Raw genomic sequence first — 17,005 nt, 5'->3', positions numbered from 1 at the left:
AACTACATCAAATATACTTTTAAAAAAATTAATCTTTTAACAACAACGATTCAAACATCTTTGAGTTAGTATTATCCACCACTTTCCAATTATAAATTTTAGAAAGTTGGTAAATCTTAGATAGTTCTTCAAACAAACGTGTTTTAGCATCTTTTTGTAGTTGAGAAACCGTTATTGTTGATTTAATCTTTTCAATAGCTTTAGTGTTGAGCTTGTTTAGTTCTTGCTTAGAAAAAGTATTAAACTGACTTTGCTGCAAATCAAAATACTTAATATCAGGGGAAATTAGAATTTCTTCCTCAGGAATTTTTTTAATAATAATTTGTTTATCAACACTATCTATTTGAATTTCTAATTTCGATAAGTCGTAACCAACCTCAACCTTTGCATTCACAGAAAGCATTGCTTTTTTTTCAAATGTAAGATATCCATAAAAGTATTTTTTAGCATCCGTAAAACTGTACATTTCAGAGAAATTTCCTTCTGAAACTACTAATTTACTTAGGTTTTGGATTCCGTTTAAAACCACCTGAATTTCTTCTTGCTCGTACTTTTCTTCCTTCTTCTCATACCAGAATTTTGCAATTAAAAATCCTAGTACAAAAACAGCAAGATATTTTAATAAACGCATCGTTTTCTTTTTCTATAAATATAGGAAAAGTATCTAAAGTACTTTTATGAAGCTTGTTTTGTTTCTTCTTCTTTTGGAAATGCTTGCTTATTAAATAAAAATAGTAAAGCTACTCCAATCGTTATCCAAGAATCTGCACCATTAAAAATAGCATTAAAAAAGGTAAAGTTTTCTCCTTCGTAAATAGGAAAGTATAACATATCTACTACTTTTCCATGAAATAATTCTCCGTAAGGATTATCTGAAAAAAGTGTAGCAACATTATGATAAGAAGAGTCGAAAATTACACCATAAAAAACAGAATCGATGATATTGCCTACTGCTCCTGCTAAAATTAATGCAATAGCGACAATAACAGCGGTATGTGCCTTTCGTTTTATTGTTTGCCATAACCAATACACAATACCTGTAACTGCAACAACTCTAAATAAAGTTAAAAATAACTTCCCTGTTTTCCCTCCAAATTCAAAGCCCCATGCCATACCATTATTCTCGGTAAAATGAATTCTAAACCAATCATTAAAAACAACTACTTCTTCTCCTAGCTGAAAATGTGTTTTGATGTAAATTTTACTAATTTGATCAATTAAAATTGCCAGAATTACGGTAAGTATTGCGATGTGTTTTTTAGACATTTTTTTTATTTAATGGAAACAAAAATAAGAAAACTATTTTTATGTTTTTCTTCTGATTTATAGAAAGAAAAAGACCAATAGACTTTTAGTCATACTGGTCTTAATTTATATTAATAAAAAGAAACTATCCTTTTAACCAAGCTTTTCTTAGTTCTTTTTGCTTTTGTGTTGCATTAGGATCATCTTTTAAACTAGTTCCTTTTGTATATGATTGAGTTAAAGTTGTTTTAATAACCACCTCTTTACCATCTCTTTCTAATTTTACTTCAACTTCGTTTCCTGGTTGCCACATAAACATTTTCGTAAAAATTTGATTTGCACTTTCCTTTGTCACAGCCACTCCATCAACTTCTTTGATTGCATCATTAGGTTGTGCTCCATTTTCAGCCCAAAAGCTGTTGTCTTTTACAGCTTCTGTAAATCGGATAGTTTGTGTCGCTTTATCTGGTCTAACAATCATAGCTCCATCATTTTGGATATAATTTGTTTTCACTTTTGATTCATCTAACACTAATCCTGCTTTAGCAAAAAACTCATTATAATTAATTGGTGTACCTCCTACTACGTGTGTGTTTAAAAATGCTCCTATTGATGGATAGGTCATTTCAGTAATTTCTCCAATTAACTTATCATCTTCAAATGGTTTGTTTTTCCCATATTTTAATGACAACTCTTTCATTAATGATAACACACCTCTATTTCCATTACTTTCTTCACGCATTAAAATATCAATACACATACCTATTAAAGCTCCTTTTTGATAAACATTATAGTACTGAGAAGCATACGGTTCTTCCAATACATTTTCACTCATCTTTGTAAAACTCATAGCGTCGTTCATAGTGGATGCTGTTTTAATTTTACCCATAATTTTGCTGTAAAATTCATCTTCTGTTACCAAACCTTGGTTTATTTGAAATAATGTAGCAAAGTATTCTGTAATTCCTTCATACATCCATAAGTGTTTTGAAAATGTTGGTTGATTGTAATCGAAATAATGTACGTCTTCTGAATGTACACTTAACGGAGTTACAATATGAAAAAACTCATGAGATACTACATCAATCATACTTTTTGCCAATGCTTCATCTGGCATTGCTTCTGGTAACACTACTACTGTTGATGTATGATGTTCTAAAGCCCCAAATCCTTTAGGCGCTTTTTCAGTTCCGTCAGATAAGTATAAATAAATATCGTAGCGTGCTGTACTGTTAATACTTCCTAAATATGCTTTTTGTGCTTGCATCATTTTCTCCATAACTTTCTTAAGCTTTTCAGCTGAGTGCTTCTTATTTGGAGAGTATACACTTAATACAATTTTAATATCACCTACTTTAAACTCTTCAACATCTAATTCTCCATAAAACATAGGATTATCGGTAATATCAAAATAACGTGGTGCAAAATAGCTCGACGTTAAAGTTGAGCCGTCTTCACTTGTTTTTGTTCCAACTTCTTGTAAAGCGGAAGTTCTTTTAAAATTGGTAGGCGAAACAACATCTAACTTATATTGATTGTTTTTTAAAGAATCAAAATACCCCACAAATCCGTGAAGGTTAAGCACATAATTTGTAGACTCTATATTTGTTCCTGCGGGTGAAAATGGGGTTTCTCCTCCAATTCCCCCTGAAACTTCCATATCAAAAGTATCGTTTACTAAATACGTTACTTTATCTAATTTTTCAGCATTGGTAATTGCCCAAGTATTCGTATCAACTTTTGTTACCTCTAGTTCATTTCCTTCATAATCTAAAGCCTTAAAGCTGTCTACATATTTACCAAAATCACTCACAGAATAGGTTCCTTGGACAACTCTTGGCAATCTATATGTTACTTTTTCAATTGTAAACCTGCCTGGATTAACAGTTACTGGTACTTTATCATTGTCTACTTTTGTTAAATCTAAAGTCGTTACAATGGGAGTTTGAACAGCTAAATCGTTTGTTGTCTTTTTAGTAGAATTACAGCTTGTTAAGAGTAATGCTGCAATGGTTGCTGTGGTTAGTATACTTTTATTCATTTCTTAGTTTTTAATTAACCATTAGACAAAATGAAACTTCTTTTGTTACGTCTAATTTTTATAATTTTTTGTTAATTACTTTAATTCAATATTAATATTCGCATGAATAGAATTTATAGTAAGTATTTTAGAAACAGGTGTCACTTCTTTAGAAAATGGAGATATTTTTCTTTTTCCATTTATAATGATTGTTCCGTTGTTAGTTTTTAAACCCAAACCTGTTTGTTTATCAATATTAGCAAAAACATTGCCTTGGAAAAGATCTATATTTGAGTTTCCTTTAACTGTATTTAACTTTATATTTCCTCTTTCTATATAAATATTTACATCTCCTTTATAACTTTTTGAAGTTATTCCGATAGTTTTTCCATGAATGCTTATATGTTTGTTTTTGGGAACTTTTATAACTGCTCTGGCTCTTTCTAGCCTCCTCGTTATATATTTTCGAAAGACTTCGTTTTTTAATGTTGGAATATTTAATTCAAATGCTATTGTAAAGACTTCTCCTTCTTTTTTGAATAGGATATTGTGTGTATGTGGATTTTCATCTAATAAAACTACTTCGAGTTGTCCATCTTTTGAATTTTCAATTACAATATCATCCAAACCGTAAGTAACAACTTCGAGTTCGTTTACTAACATTTTTCTTTTCTGTATTATTTTTTCTTGACAGTAAAGAAACTGGATACTTAGTATAAGTAATAACAATAGATGTTTTTTCATACAAAAAAAGCCTCTAAAAGAGGCTCTATTTATTTTAACTTTAAAAGTTATTGTTTTCGTTTTGCTTCGATACTTAAAGTAGCATGTGGTACTAACTTTAAACGTTCTTTTTGAATTAGCTTACCAGTAACTCTACAAATACCATAGGTTTTATTTTCAATACGAACTAAGGCATTTTTTAAATCGCGAATAAACTTTTCTTGACGAATAGCTAACTGCATATTTGCCTCTTTAGCCATTGTATCAGATCCTTCTTCAAAAGATTTAAATGTTGGCGACGTATCATCGGTTCCGTTATCTGAACCGTTTTTATATGATGCTTGTAGCAACCTTAAATCTTCTTCTGCTTTTTCAATTTTCTTTTGAATGATTTCCTTAAACTCTTGTAAATCACTGTCTGAATATCTTATTTTAACATCATCCATAATGCTATATTTTTTCAATTAACATTCTACTTTTAATGGTATCAAACTCAATTTCTGTACCATTACTTAAAACATCAACAAAAACTAATTCGTTTGTTAATGTTTCTGCTTTAATGTAGTTTTCATTTGCCAATACCGATTCTTTTAAATCATCAGCCTGCAAAATGGTTAATTTTATTTTATCGGTTACTTCTAAACCTGTGTCTTTTCGTGCGTTTTGAATTCTATTAACTAATTCTCTTGCCACACCTTCTTTGCGTAATTCGTCGTTTATTGTAACATCTAAAGCTACAGTTAACCCTTCTGCGTTGGCTACCAACCACCCTTCGATATCTTTCGATGAAATCTCCACATCAGCGGTTCCTAAAGTAATCATTTTATCGTTAATTTCCACAGAAATTTCACCTTCTTTTTCTATTTTAATGATATCTTCTTGTGTAAATCCTTGTATCTTATTAGCTATCAACTTCATTTCCTTACCAAATTTAGGCCCTAATGCTTTAAAATTTGGTTTGATTTGTTTTACTAAAATTCCTGAAGCATCGTCCAATAATTCGATCTCTTTAACGTTTACTTCTGACTTGATTAAGTCTGCAACTGCTAAAATTTCTTCCTTCTGAACTGCATCTAATACAGGAATCATTATTTTTTGTAACGGCTGGCGCACTTTAATTTTCTCTTTAGCCCTTAGAGATAGAACTAATGACGAAATTGTTTGTGCATTTTCCATTTTACGCTCTAACGACTTATCAACTAGATCAGCATTGTATTTTGGAAACTCTGCTATATGTACACTTTCAAAACTTTCTTTTCCTGTAGCATTCACTAAATCTTTATATAAACGATCCATAAAGAAAGGAGCTACTGGAGATCCTAATTTAGCTACCGTTAACATACAGGTGTATAACGTTTGGTATGCAGAGATTTTATCTTGTGCATACTCTCCTTTCCAGAAACGTCTTCTACATAAACGTACATACCAGTTACTTAGGTGATCTTGCACAAAATCGGAAATAGCTCTGGTTGCCTTGGTAGGCTCATATTCAGCATAGAATTTATCTACTTTTTGAACTAAGGTATTTAATTCAGATAAAATCCAACGATCAATCTCTGGTCGTTCATTAATAGCTATTTCAGCTTCGCTATACCTAAAGTTGTCAATATTTGCATATAGTGAGAAGAATGAATAGGTGTTATATAAAGTTCCGAAGAATTTACGTTTTACCTCTTCTATTCCTGCAATATCAAATTTTAAGTTGTCCCATGGGTTCGCATTCGAAATCATATACCAACGCGTAGCATCTGGACCGAACTCTGACAATGTTGTAAACGGATCTACCGCATTTCCTAAACGCTTTGACATTTTTTGCCCGTTCTTATCTAACACCAATCCGTTAGATACTACATTTTTATAGGCTACAGAGTCAAACACCATTGTTCCTATTGCATGTAAGGTATAAAACCATCCACGAGTTTGATCTACGCCTTCAGCAATAAAGTTTGCAGGGTAACTTTCTTTATCTTCTATTAATTCTTTATTTTCAAACGGATAATGCCATTGTGCATATGGCATAGAACCAGAATCGAACCAAACATCAATTAAATCACTTTCGCGCTTCATTGGTTTTCCTGATGCCGAAACTAACGTGATTTTATCGACTACATTTTTATGTAAATCGATTTTATCGTAGTTATCTTCAGACATATTTCCTACTTCAAAATCAGCAAAAATATCTTCAGACATTACTCCTGCATCCACTGACTTTTGGATTTCTTCTTTTAATTCAGCTACAGAACCAATACAGATTTGTTCTGTTCCGTCTTCTGTTCGCCAAATAGGTAATGGAATTCCCCAAAAACGAGAACGTGATAAGTTCCAGTCATTCGCATTTTTTAACCAGTTACCAAAACGTCCTTCTCCTGTTGATTTTGGTTTCCAGTTTATCGTTTCATTTAAATCGAACATCTTATCCTTTACATCGGTTACCTTGATAAACCAAGAATCTAATGGATAGTATAAAATTGGTTTATCGGTACGCCAACAATTCGGATAACTGTGCACATATTTTTCAACCTTAAAGGCTTTATTTTCTTCTTTTAATTGAATCGCTAACTCAACATCTACTGATCTTTCAGGAGCTTCTCCATCAGCATAGTACTCGTTCTTCACATATTTACCTGCAAATTCTCCCATTTCTGGACGGAATCTACCTTGTAAGTCTACTAACGGAACTGGGTTCTCATTTTCGTCTAGCACCAACATTGGCGGAACTTCTGGAGTTGCTTGTTTTGCAACTAACGCATCATCGGCTCCAAAGGTAGGTGCTGTGTGTACGATACCAGTACCATCTTCGGTAGTAACAAAATCTCCTGAAATTACTCTAAAAGCATTTTCTGGATTTTGATATGGTAAAGTAAATGGTAATAACTGTTCATATTTGATACCTACTAAGTCCTTTCCTATAAATTCTTTTATAACTGCATATGGAATTTGCTTATCTCCTTTAGTATAATTTGCTAATTCCGCTACATCTTCAACTTCATTAAACTTCTTCCCTGCAAATTGTTTTGATACTAAGTTTTTAGCCAACACCACTTGAATTGGCTCAAAGGTGTATTGGTTGAATGTTTTTACTAAAACATACTCAATCTTTGGGCCAACCGTTAATGCTGTATTTGATGGGAGTGTCCATGGAGTTGTTGTCCAAGCTAAAAAATGTACATCTCCTTCAACTTGTAAAAACTCTGGTAACGTTTCTTTGATTGTTTTAAACTGAGCTACTACTGTAGTATCTGTAACATCTTGATACGTTCCTGGTTGATTTAACTCATGCGAGCTTAATCCTGTTCCTGCTTTTGGTGAATACGGTTGAATAGTATATCCTTTGTACAGTAAATCTTTATCATAAATTTGCTTTAACAACCACCAAACCGACTCCATATATTTTGGTTTATAAGTAATATATGGATCTTCCATATCTACCCAATACCCCATTTTTTGAGTTAAGTCATTCCAAATATCAGTGTAACGCATTACAGCTTTTTTACAAGCTTCATTGTATTCTTCAACCGTAATTTTTGTTCCAATATCTTCTTTGGTGATTCCTAATTCTTTTTCAACCCCTAATTCTACAGGTAAACCGTGTGTATCCCAACCTGCTTTACGCTTAACTTGGTATCCTTTTTGGGTTTTATAACGACAAAAAATATCTTTAATGGCGCGTGCCATTACGTGGTGAATTCCTGGCAAACCGTTTGCTGAAGGTGGTCCTTCAAAAAACACAAATGGTTCGTTTCCTTCACGTGTAGTAATACTTTTTTCAAAGATGTTGTTTTCTTCCCAATAGTTTAATATTTCTTCAGCTACTTTTGGTAAATCCAATCCTTTGTATTCAGTAAACTTCTTACTCATTTTGTCGGTTTATTAATTGAATGTGCGAAATTACGTATTTTCTTGTAATTGTTGAATTTGAGATATAAAAAAACACCTCAAAATTGAGATGTTTTTGATACTTTATAGGTTATAATTGTTATTTTTTAACTATATAAAAATAAGATCTTCTATTTTTTTGATGCTCTTTTGTAGAGCAGCTTGTTGTATCGTCACAATTATTTAATAGTTTTTCTTCCCCATAACCTACTGCTTTTTCTATTCTTTCTGAAGAAATCCCTCTAGAAACAATGTAAGCTTTTGTTGATTTTGCTCTTTTATCAGATAGCTTTTTATTGTATTCTTTCGATCCTCTACTATCTGTGTGTGATTCTATTCTAATTATCATTTCTGGGTGATTTTTCATTACCGAAACAATATGTTCTAACTCATATTCTGCATCTTTTCTTATTGTATGTTTATCAAAATCAAAATAAATAGGACTAATCACAATTTGATCTTCTATAATCAATGGTTTTAACGATAAATTTACTGTAACAAGCTGTTTATTTACATCAAGAGTTTGTAATTGTTTTGGGTAAGCTTTATAATCTTCTTTTTCTGCTATAACTGTAAATTTTTTCTCACAATCAACTTCAACAAACCTATAGTCTCCATTTTTTCCCGTTACTTGTTGTGCTTGAACCTTACCATTAGAATCAATTAATTTAACTGTTGCTCCTAATATTGGTTTATTGCTTTTTTCTTCTGATACTACACCTGTTATATCTTCTTTACAGTTATATAAAATAAAGCTATAAATGTCATCGTCTCCTTTTCCTCCTTTTCTATTAGAAGAGAAGAAACCTTTGTTCTTTTCATCGTCTATCACAAAAGCAAAATCGTCATACGATCCATTTATTGGAGCACCTAAATTATTTGGTTTTTGATAAGTACCTGAATTATTTTTTGATTCAAAAATATCAAGGGCACCTAAACCTAGATGTCCGTCTGAAGCAAAATACAAGGTATTATCTTTAGCGACGAAAGGAAACATTTCTCTTCCTTCAGTATTTATTTCTTTTCCCAAATTTACTGGTTCTCCGTAAGTGCTATTTTCTAAAAGTGCAACCTTGTATATATCTGTTTTCCCAAAACCATTTGGCATATCTGAAATAAAATACAATGTTTTCTCATCTGCGCTTAAAGTTGGATGTCCCGCAGAATAATTATCATTATTAAATGGAAGTTCCTTTATATTTCTCCACTCTCCATTTTCAAACTCTGCTTTATATATTTTAAGATATGCTATTTGATTATCTCCTCCTTCTAATTTCTTTCCATTGAAATTTGTTCTGGTAAAGTACATTGTTTTACCATCTGAAGTAATTACAGCATTGGATTCGTGATATTGTGAACTTAATGATGAAATTATTTCTTCTTTTTCTAAATCTATTAATTGTTTTTCTTCATTATAAACTTCATTTGCTTTGTAGATATTTAAATGCGGTTGATTGTTCCATTTATATAGTTTGTCATTTTCTCCAACAGGTTTTGTAGAGGCAAAATAAAGTTTATTATCATAGGTAAACCCACCAAAATCAGAATACTGAGTATTGACTGAGAGATTGGTTATATTTATAAATGTTTTCTTTTTTCCATTACTATATTTATTAAAATAACCTTCATTTTTCTCTAAAGCTTGCCCTCTTGAGTCATTCTCTTTAATTTCACTAAACTTTAAAAGCCATTTATCAGATTCTTTAATTTTTCTATTACTTTTTAAAGATTGTGCATATCTAAAAAAATATTCTGGCTCTGTAATACTCTCATAGTTTTCCATTAAAATTTTATACCATTTCTCTGCTTCTAAAAACTCTGAGTTATAATAATGAGAGTCTCCTAAACGACTAACAATTTCGTACGAATTATTTCCTTTATCATAAATTTTCTCATATAGTTCTGCTGCCTTTTTATAAGCAAAAACTTCAAAATATTTGTCGGCTGTGTATTTTCTTTGCCCTAAGCAAATGCCACTAAGAAAAATAAATATTACTACTAACTGTTTCCCCATGTCTCTTATCTTTTGTAGTTAAATAACACTAAAATAATTATCTTTTTTTATTCTAGCTTATTCCTCGCTCTTTTTTTATCTGTTCATAAGCTGCTTGTATTTTTTGGAATTTTTCTTTAGCTCCTTTTTTATGTTCTTCTCCTAAATTTTGAAGTTTATCTGGATGGTATTTTTTTGCCATTCTTCGATATGCTTTCTTTACCTCATCGTTAGTGGATTCTTTTGTTATTTCAAGCATTTTATAAGCACTATCAGATTCGTCATAAAACATTGCCTTTATTGAAGAATAATCATATTCGTTAATATACAAGTAACTTGCTATCTTTCTAATCTCTTCTTCCTCTACACTAGTTACTTGTCCATCTGCTTTTGCTATTCCGAATAAAAAATGTAGTAACTGTAATCGTGTAGCATGTGACATATACTGACGTATTTGTAAACAAACTTGTCGTGTAGATACTTGTTTCTTAATAATACCGTTGAATAATTTAAACGCATGATTTGCTCGTTCTTTACCATACATTTTCACAAAATACATACGAACATAGTCCAGTTCACGCCTATCTATTTTTCCGTCAGATTTAATAACTACCGAAGCTAATATTAACAAGCTTATTTCAAAATCTCCTGATGTAGCTCTTCCTCTTCTTGGTTGTCCCCCTGTCTTTTTTTGATATTCTTGCTGTTCTTGTACAAAATCTTCTACAGAAATTCCATCAATAAGACTTCCTACAGCAAACCCTATAATAGCTCCTATTGGACCTCCTAATGTAAAACCGGCTCCTGCTCCAAGCCATTTTGCAAATTTTCCCATTGTTTGTTTTTTAGAAGCCCCAAAGATAAAACATTACCAATCTATCTACCATACTTATTTCGGGTTGATTGTTGGCACTAAAAGAAGTATCTTTGCCTTAAATTTTAATTCAAAAATATGTATCCAGAAGAATTAGTAAAACCAATGCGTGATCAATTAATTGACGCTGGTTTTGAAGCTTTATATACTGCTGAAGATGTTGACAATGCTTTAGCCAAAGAAGGAACTACATTAGTAATGGTAAACTCTGTTTGTGGATGTGCTGCAGGTACTGCAAGACCTGGTGCTATTGCTTCTTTAGGAGCAGATAAAACTCCTACGAACTTAACTACAGTTTTTGCAGGTGTAGAGAAAGAATCTACAGCGAAGGCAAGAGAATATATGATTCCTTTCCCTCCATCATCTCCTGCAATAGCTTTATTCAAAGATGGTAATTTAGTGCACATGTTAGAACGTCATCATATCGAGGGGCGCTCTGCACAAGCTATTGCTCAAAATTTAGCAGCTGCTTATGACGAATTTTGTTAATCTTTTTAAGCAAAAGGTTTCAAAACAAAAAACAACTAAAAAATCCAGTAATTTTACTGGATTTTTTTATACTTTCTTAATTACATTAGTTACAACTCCCCAAATAATAAAATTATTTTCTTCTGTAATTTTTATGATTGGGTAGTCTGGATTTTCAGGCTGCAACCAAACTTCACTTCCTTCAACTCTTAATCGTTTTACCGTAAACTCTCCATCTAAAAAGCAAACCGCTATCTTATTATTTGTTGGCGGAATACTTCTATCAATTACCAGTAAATCATTATCATCTAAACCTGCACCAATCATCGACTGACCACTTACTCGTGCAAAAAAAGTGGCTTCTTTATTTCTAATAAGTTCTTCATCTAATGAAATACGCGTTTCCCTGAAATCATCAGCAGGAGAAGGAAAGCCCGCAGAAATACCTGTATCCATAAAGATAGCTCCCTCGCTTTCATTTAACTCTTTTGGTAAGAAAAAAGTCAATGCTTCTGATGCTTTTACTGGTTTTAATTTTCGTAACATCTTATTATTTGTTATTTAACTAAGCTTATTTTACTTTAATAATATCGTTAATATTTGTAGTATATTTTGGTGATAATCGCTCTTGACGCATCTTCCAAGTACGTTGTAAATCTTGGTTTGCTAATTTAATCTTATCTGCTTTATAAGTCTGGTTAATTTTATCTATTGCATTCATTAAAGAAGCGTGCTTCGGGTCTTCCTTTGCAAACATATCTAATTGATAATTGTCTGAAGGCACCAACCCTGTTACAATTACTCCTGCTCTTTTATACTTTATTCCCTCCTTAAAAATAGTAGTTACAGCTTGTACTGCACTTTTACTTATTGTTAATGTAGAGTTTGTCGGATATGGAAGTACAATAGTTTTACTTGCTCGATGTTGTTTAGTCTCTTTTTTATGATAATCACTACGCAATAACACTATTACCATATGGCAACTTGAGTTTTGCTTACGTAATTTTTCTGCACAACTTACAGCAAACGTTGAGATTCTTTCTTTAATATTATCTAGATCCGAAAATGTATATTCAAAACTTCGGGTTGTTGCTATTGCTTTTTTGTTAGTAGGCTCATCTAGTTGTATTTTAGGATCTCCTTCTAAATCTTTTTTCAACTTCCAACCTGTAATCGATAAATTTTTCAGCACCCAATCGTCATTTAACTGTGTAAAATCATACGCTTTTATACATCCTTTAGCTTGTAGTCTTTTTTGTATACCTCTTCCAATTCCCCAAACACTTTCTATAGAAGTCCATTTTAATGCTTTTATTCTTTTTTCTTCGGAATCAATCACACACACTCCACCTGTTTCTTTCAAGAATTTTCGAGCAATTTTATTAGCTACTTTACTCAATGCTTTTGTTGGTGCAATTCCTACACAAGTTGGAATACCCGTCCATTGTAAAATTCTACTTCTTATTTCAGTTCCATAAGAATTAAAATTATATTCATTAAAACCTTTGAATTGTAAAAATGCTTCATCAATAGAGTATACTTCCACATCTGGAGAAAATTGTTCTAAAATTTTCATCACTCTAGCGCTCATATCACCATACAACGGATAATTTGACGATAGCACTGAGATATTATTGTTTTTACAAAACTGATCCCACTTAAAAATTGGAGCTCCAAATGGAAGTTGCAAGTCTTTAGCTTCATCACTCATTGAAATAACACACCCATCGTTATTACTTAAAATAGCCACAGGTTTTCCTTGCAAATTCGGATTAAAAACCCGTTCGCAAGAAGCATAAAAGTTATTACAATCTACCAACGCATACATAGTTGTAAAGGTACAGAATATTGAAAAAATGAACTCTAACTAACTTTCCTTATTTTTGTTTCATGGTTAGAAAATTAAAAATTGACGGAATTGATAAAATAATTATCAAACGTCTTGTAAAAGATGCTCGTACACCTATTTTAAGCATTGCCCGAGAAGTAGGTATATCTGGCGCTGCCATTCATCAACGATTACGAAAGTTAGACGAATCTGATTTAATTGATGGTTACAAAATGATATTAAATCCAAAAGCATTAGGCTATACCACTACCGCTTTTGTTGGTGTATTTTTAGATTCTTCTAGCTTATACTCTTCTGCAATTAAACGTTTAAAAGAAATTCCTGAGATCGTAGAAAGTCATTACACTACAGGTAACTATGCTATTTTCATTAAAATACTGTGTAAAAACAACGAAGACTTAATGCATTTGTTAAATAAGGATATTCAAACCATAAAAGGAGTTTCAAGAACCGAAACTTTTATATCTTTAGACCAACAAATAGATCGACAAATAAAAATTTAAAAACCCCTAATGAACGATTTTATCTTCTACTTTAAAATGGGCTTGTTTCATGTATTAGACTTTAAAGCCTATGACCATATTTTATTCTTAATTGTATTAGCTGTTGTGTATCAATTTAAACAGTGGACAAAAGTTTTATGGTTAATTACTTTGTTTACTATTGGACACTCAATAACTCTAGCGCTTTCAGCATACGGAATTTTAAATGTACGAGCAGATTTAATTGAGTTTTTAATTCCGTTAACTATTTTTATTACGGGATTAATGAATGTATTAACCGCAAAAAAAGCATCGGTAGGAAAAGAAAACCAAAATTTATTTTTTGCTTTGTTTTTCGGGTTAATTCACGGACTTGGTTTTTCTAACTATTTTAAAATTATGATTGGAAAAACTTCTGATAAATTTTTACCTTTATTAGAATTTGCCTTAGGTGTAGAAGTAGCACAAATTATTATTGTATTAGGTATTTTACTAATTGGAGCACTAGTGCAATCAATCTTTAGTGTAAATCGTCGTGATTGGATTTTAATCATGTCATCAATCGTAATTGGTTTTGCTTTACAAATGATGTTTGACCGTGTTTTTTGGTAAAAAATTAACGCCTAACTAACACAAATCTAACTACCTTAGCTTATCTAAGAAAAATCGTACTGAAAATTTTGAAGAAAAAACAATTAAAATATGACATTGCCTATTTAAAAATGGCAAATGAATGGGGACAACTTTCACACTGTATTCGTAAAAAAGTAGGCGCCTTAATTGTTAAAGATCGAATGATTATTTCTGATGGTTATAATGGTACTCCTTCTGGTTTTGAAAATTATTGTGAAGACGAAGAAGGGTACACCAAATGGTATGTGTTGCATGCCGAAGCCAATGCTATTTTAAAAGTAGCTTCTTCTACACAATCATGCAAAGGTGCTACTTTATATATTACACTTTCTCCTTGCCAACAATGCAGTAAATTAATACATCAAGCAGGAATAAAACGTGTAGTATATGCACAAGCATACAAAGACCGATCAGGATTAGATTTTTTAGAGAAAGCGGGTGTTGAACTGACTTATTTACCTTATGAACAAGAATAATTTACCTATATATTTATCTATTGCAGTTATTTTCGGTATTCTTATTGGGACCTTTTTTAGCAACGGAAAATCAAGCAATCTTATTGGAAAAAGCTCATCAAGTGAACGAAAAATAAAGCGTTTAATTGACTACATTCAAAGTGATTATGTTGATGCTGTTAACACAGATGATTTATTAGATGGAGCCATTGCAGAGATGTTAGGTAAATTAGATCCTCATTCAGTATACATTCCTAAAGAAAACTTACAATTGGTTACCGAAAACATGCAAGGTAATTTTGTAGGAATAGGTGTTCAATTTCGTATGATTGGTGATACTATTACCGTTATAGAACCTATTAAAGGAGGACCAAGTATTGAAGCAGGAATTAAAGCAGGTGATAGAATTTTACTTGCAGACAAGGATACACTCTATGGGAAAAAACTGCAAACTTCCCAAATAATGAAAGCTTTAAAAGGAAAGCCAAACACTAAAGTTGATTTGCAAATTTATAGAAAGACCAATGATAGTATTTTTAACACTACTATTAATCGTGGTAAAGTAAATATTAAAAGTGTTGATATTGCTTACATGTTAAACGATAGTATTGGCTATATAAAACTAGATCGTTTTGCACGTAACACCTATATTGAGTTTAAATCTTCTTTAAACAAATTACTTACAAAAGGAATGACTGATTTGGTCTTAGATCTTCGCGGAAATGGTGGTGGTTTTATTGATATTGCTAATGATATTGTTGACGAATTCTTAGAAGATGAAAAACTGATTGTATTTACAAAAAATAACAAAGGTGATATTGTAAAATCTTTCGCTACTGATAAAGGTGATTTTGAGCACGGTGGGTTATATGTACTAATTGATGAAAACTCCGCTTCTGCTTCTGAAATTGTAGCTGGTGCCTTGCAAGATAATGACAAAGGTATTATTATTGGACGTCGTTCTTTTGGAAAAGGGCTAGTACAGCAAGAAATGGACTTAGGAGATGGTTCTGCGGTTCGATTAACTACGGCTAGGTATTATACTCCAACAGGGCGTTCTATTCAAAAGCCTTATAAAAAGGACGCAGATTCTGAAGAATATAGTCATGATTTTGAACATCGACTAGAAAATGGGGAGTTGTTTACCAAAGACAGTATTAAAACTATTGATAGTTTGAAGTATACGACTCCTAAAGGTAAAGTAGTATATGGTGGCGGTGGAATTATTCCTGATTATTTTGTAGCGGTAGATACCTCAGCTTATATTCCTACAATTTTCTTCCGTCCTTTAAATGATTTCGCTTTTTCATATGTAGATGATAATCGTAAAAAACTCGCTTCATTAACCGTTGAGGATTTTATTAATAATTTTGATAAAGACAATAAGATTTCTAATAAATTCTTAGCAGAACTCAAAGATTTTAGACTTCCTGAAAGAACAAAAAATCAACTTCGCAATAACTTAAAAGTATTGATAGCTCGTGAACTTTTTAGTGACGAAGGTTTATACAAAGTAGATCAGCGAGATGATAAAATGCTGCAAAAAGTATTTGAGTTAGAACAAAAGCAAAATGAATAAGAAAATATTTAAAGTAATCATAGCGCTTTTTGTAATAGTGTTGACTTTTAAATTCTTCAGTTTTATTACTGAGAACTTCATACACGGATGGAATGCTCCTAACTAAAACTTCTTTTTAACCTAAATTGTAGTCTTTACACTACTTTGTTATATACATAATAGTAAATTTGTGCTGTATGTAAATTAATAAAGAGCAAGCTACAACAAATGAAGAAATCCGCGAACACCAGAGCAACTATTTTACAACAAGCTTTTGAACTTATTTATAAGAAAGGATATCAATCTACAAGTATTGATGAAATTATAGCGACTACTAAAGTAACAAAAGGTGCTTTTTATTATCATTTTAAAAATAAAAAGCAAATGGGAATTGCTGTTATTAAAGAGGTAATACAATCCAAAACCATTGATTTTTCTGTAAGTTTTCTTTCTTCTTCTACCAGTTTACATGATTCTTTATATACAATGATTGAAGAATTACTTTTACAAAATTCTTTTTTAACCATAGAATATGGTTGTCCTCTAGCTAACTTAATTCAAGAAATGTCGCCTTTAGACAATGATTTTAAAGAAGCTCTTGATGAAGCAAAGTCATTATGGACAAATGCTATTGCTACTTCTATTACCAAAGAACAGCAAAATAATACTTTTAACTCAAGTATTAATGCTGAAGAAGTTGCTGATTTTATTATAGCTAGCTATTGGGGAGCTAGAGCTTTAGGAAAATTAAGTAACAAGACAGATACTTACACCCATCATTTAAATCAATTAAAACTTTACTTAACTACTTTAAAATAATCTTAAGTCT

General features: G+C 31.5%; 16 protein-coding genes. 6 read left to right on the top strand and 10 right to left on the bottom strand.

What is annotated here, in order from left to right; translation table 11 throughout:
- Positions 1 to 28: 28 nt before the first annotated feature.
- The 8 genes from D6200_RS12480 to D6200_RS12445 all read right to left on the bottom strand — a co-directional run bounded on the left by D6200_RS12480 (position 29) and on the right by D6200_RS12445 (position 10,692).
- Positions 29 to 631: a DUF4230 domain-containing protein gene (locus D6200_RS12480; protein ID WP_073182145.1), complete on the bottom strand. Its 603-nt coding sequence runs from the start codon at positions 629 to 631 to the stop codon at positions 29 to 31.
- Positions 632 to 675: 44 nt separating this feature from the next.
- Complete coding sequence (locus D6200_RS12475) at positions 676 to 1,266, bottom strand: lipoprotein signal peptidase (RefSeq protein ID WP_047789939.1); 591 nt, start codon at positions 1,264 to 1,266, stop codon at positions 676 to 678.
- A gap of 124 nt (positions 1,267 to 1,390) precedes the next feature.
- Positions 1,391 to 3,286 carry a M61 family metallopeptidase gene (locus tag D6200_RS12470; RefSeq protein WP_073182147.1) on the bottom strand — a complete coding sequence of 632 codons (1,896 nt, stop codon included), beginning with the start codon at positions 3,284 to 3,286 and terminating at the stop codon, positions 1,391 to 1,393.
- Positions 3,287 to 3,361: 75 nt separating this feature from the next.
- Positions 3,362 to 4,009: a hypothetical protein gene (locus tag D6200_RS12465; protein WP_152376945.1), complete on the bottom strand. Its 648-nt coding sequence runs from the start codon at positions 4,007 to 4,009 to the stop codon at positions 3,362 to 3,364.
- Between the two features lie 47 nt (positions 4,010 to 4,056).
- Positions 4,057 to 4,434, bottom strand: coding sequence for a TraR/DksA family transcriptional regulator (locus D6200_RS12460; RefSeq protein WP_047790047.1), 378 nt, complete (start codon positions 4,432 to 4,434; stop codon positions 4,057 to 4,059).
- A 4-nt stretch (positions 4,435 to 4,438) separates the two neighbouring features.
- Entirely contained in the window at positions 4,439 to 7,846 is a 3,408-nt protein-coding gene (gene ileS, locus D6200_RS12455) for an isoleucine--tRNA ligase (RefSeq protein WP_073182149.1), read from the bottom strand.
- 118 nt (positions 7,847 to 7,964) lie between these two features.
- A complete protein-coding gene (locus tag D6200_RS12450; protein ID WP_073182152.1) occupies positions 7,965 to 9,878 on the bottom strand; it encodes an OmpA family protein in 1,914 nt (637 codons plus the stop codon).
- 52 nt (positions 9,879 to 9,930) lie between these two features.
- On the bottom strand, positions 9,931 to 10,692 hold the full coding sequence (locus tag D6200_RS12445) for a TerB family tellurite resistance protein (protein WP_073182153.1): 762 nt from the start codon (positions 10,690 to 10,692) through the stop codon (positions 9,931 to 9,933).
- A gap of 117 nt (positions 10,693 to 10,809) precedes the next feature.
- On the opposite strand from D6200_RS12445, the gene D6200_RS12440 reads away from it, so the two are divergent.
- Positions 10,810 to 11,220, top strand: a complete 411-nt coding sequence (locus D6200_RS12440) for a BrxA/BrxB family bacilliredoxin (RefSeq protein WP_073182156.1) — start codon at positions 10,810 to 10,812, stop codon at positions 11,218 to 11,220.
- Positions 11,221 to 11,286: 66 nt separating this feature from the next.
- On the opposite strand, the gene D6200_RS12435 is transcribed toward D6200_RS12440, so the two are convergent.
- Both D6200_RS12435 and D6200_RS12430 read right to left on the bottom strand, forming a co-directional pair.
- Positions 11,287 to 11,745 carry a LexA family protein gene (locus tag D6200_RS12435; RefSeq protein ID WP_073182158.1) on the bottom strand — a complete coding sequence of 153 codons (459 nt, stop codon included), beginning with the start codon at positions 11,743 to 11,745 and terminating at the stop codon, positions 11,287 to 11,289.
- A gap of 25 nt (positions 11,746 to 11,770) precedes the next feature.
- Positions 11,771 to 13,027, bottom strand: a complete 1,257-nt coding sequence (locus D6200_RS12430) for a Y-family DNA polymerase (protein ID WP_073182161.1) — start codon at positions 13,025 to 13,027, stop codon at positions 11,771 to 11,773.
- 62 nt (positions 13,028 to 13,089) lie between these two features.
- On the opposite strand from D6200_RS12430, the gene D6200_RS12425 reads away from it, so the two are divergent.
- From D6200_RS12425 to D6200_RS12405, 5 genes are all read left to right on the top strand, one after another.
- Complete coding sequence (locus tag D6200_RS12425; RefSeq protein WP_047789927.1) at positions 13,090 to 13,551, top strand: Lrp/AsnC ligand binding domain-containing protein; 462 nt, start codon at positions 13,090 to 13,092, stop codon at positions 13,549 to 13,551.
- A gap of 9 nt (positions 13,552 to 13,560) precedes the next feature.
- Positions 13,561 to 14,142: a HupE/UreJ family protein gene (locus D6200_RS12420; RefSeq protein WP_047789926.1), complete on the top strand. Its 582-nt coding sequence runs from the start codon at positions 13,561 to 13,563 to the stop codon at positions 14,140 to 14,142.
- Positions 14,143 to 14,207: 65 nt separating this feature from the next.
- Positions 14,208 to 14,639, top strand: coding sequence for a deoxycytidylate deaminase (locus tag D6200_RS12415; protein ID WP_047789925.1), 432 nt, complete (start codon positions 14,208 to 14,210; stop codon positions 14,637 to 14,639).
- Positions 14,626 to 16,197: a S41 family peptidase gene (locus D6200_RS12410; protein WP_073182162.1), complete on the top strand. Its 1,572-nt coding sequence runs from the start codon at positions 14,626 to 14,628 to the stop codon at positions 16,195 to 16,197. The genes D6200_RS12415 and D6200_RS12410 overlap by 14 nt, the downstream gene beginning before the upstream one ends.
- 207 nt (positions 16,198 to 16,404) lie before the next feature.
- Complete coding sequence (locus tag D6200_RS12405) at positions 16,405 to 16,995, top strand: TetR/AcrR family transcriptional regulator (protein ID WP_073182163.1); 591 nt, start codon at positions 16,405 to 16,407, stop codon at positions 16,993 to 16,995.
- Positions 16,996 to 17,005: the final 10 nt, after the last annotated feature.

The organism is Tenacibaculum mesophilum (assembly GCF_003867075.1).
Classification (GTDB): Bacteria; Bacteroidota; Bacteroidia; order Flavobacteriales; family Flavobacteriaceae; genus Polaribacter; species Polaribacter mesophilus.
Note: the sequence above shows the minus strand (reverse complement) of the source record. Positions and strands in the feature narration are given on the sequence as shown.

Coding starts and splice junctions, on each gene's coding strand:
- D6200_RS12480 (WP_073182145.1), bottom strand. CDS start 631: ATGCGTTTATTAAAATATCTTGCTGTTTTTGTACTAGGATTTTTAATT.
- D6200_RS12475 (WP_047789939.1), bottom strand. CDS start 1,266: ATGTCTAAAAAACACATCGCAATACTTACCGTAATTCTGGCAATTTTA.
- D6200_RS12470 (WP_073182147.1), bottom strand. CDS start 3,286: ATGAATAAAAGTATACTAACCACAGCAACCATTGCAGCATTACTCTTA.
- D6200_RS12465 (WP_152376945.1), bottom strand. CDS start 4,009: ATGAAAAAACATCTATTGTTATTACTTATACTAAGTATCCAGTTTCTT.
- D6200_RS12460 (WP_047790047.1), bottom strand. CDS start 4,434: ATGGATGATGTTAAAATAAGATATTCAGACAGTGATTTACAAGAGTTT.
- ileS (WP_073182149.1), bottom strand. CDS start 7,846: ATGAGTAAGAAGTTTACTGAATACAAAGGATTGGATTTACCAAAAGTA.
- D6200_RS12450 (WP_073182152.1), bottom strand. CDS start 9,878: ATGGGGAAACAGTTAGTAGTAATATTTATTTTTCTTAGTGGCATTTGC.
- D6200_RS12445 (WP_073182153.1), bottom strand. CDS start 10,692: ATGGGAAAATTTGCAAAATGGCTTGGAGCAGGAGCCGGTTTTACATTA.
- D6200_RS12440 (WP_073182156.1), top strand. CDS start 10,810: ATGTATCCAGAAGAATTAGTAAAACCAATGCGTGATCAATTAATTGAC.
- D6200_RS12435 (WP_073182158.1), bottom strand. CDS start 11,745: ATGTTACGAAAATTAAAACCAGTAAAAGCATCAGAAGCATTGACTTTT.
- D6200_RS12430 (WP_073182161.1), bottom strand. CDS start 13,027: ATGTATGCGTTGGTAGATTGTAATAACTTTTATGCTTCTTGCGAACGG.
- D6200_RS12425 (WP_047789927.1), top strand. CDS start 13,090: ATGGTTAGAAAATTAAAAATTGACGGAATTGATAAAATAATTATCAAA.
- D6200_RS12420 (WP_047789926.1), top strand. CDS start 13,561: ATGAACGATTTTATCTTCTACTTTAAAATGGGCTTGTTTCATGTATTA.
- D6200_RS12410 (WP_073182162.1), top strand. CDS start 14,626: ATGAACAAGAATAATTTACCTATATATTTATCTATTGCAGTTATTTTC.
- D6200_RS12405 (WP_073182163.1), top strand. CDS start 16,405: ATGAAGAAATCCGCGAACACCAGAGCAACTATTTTACAACAAGCTTTT.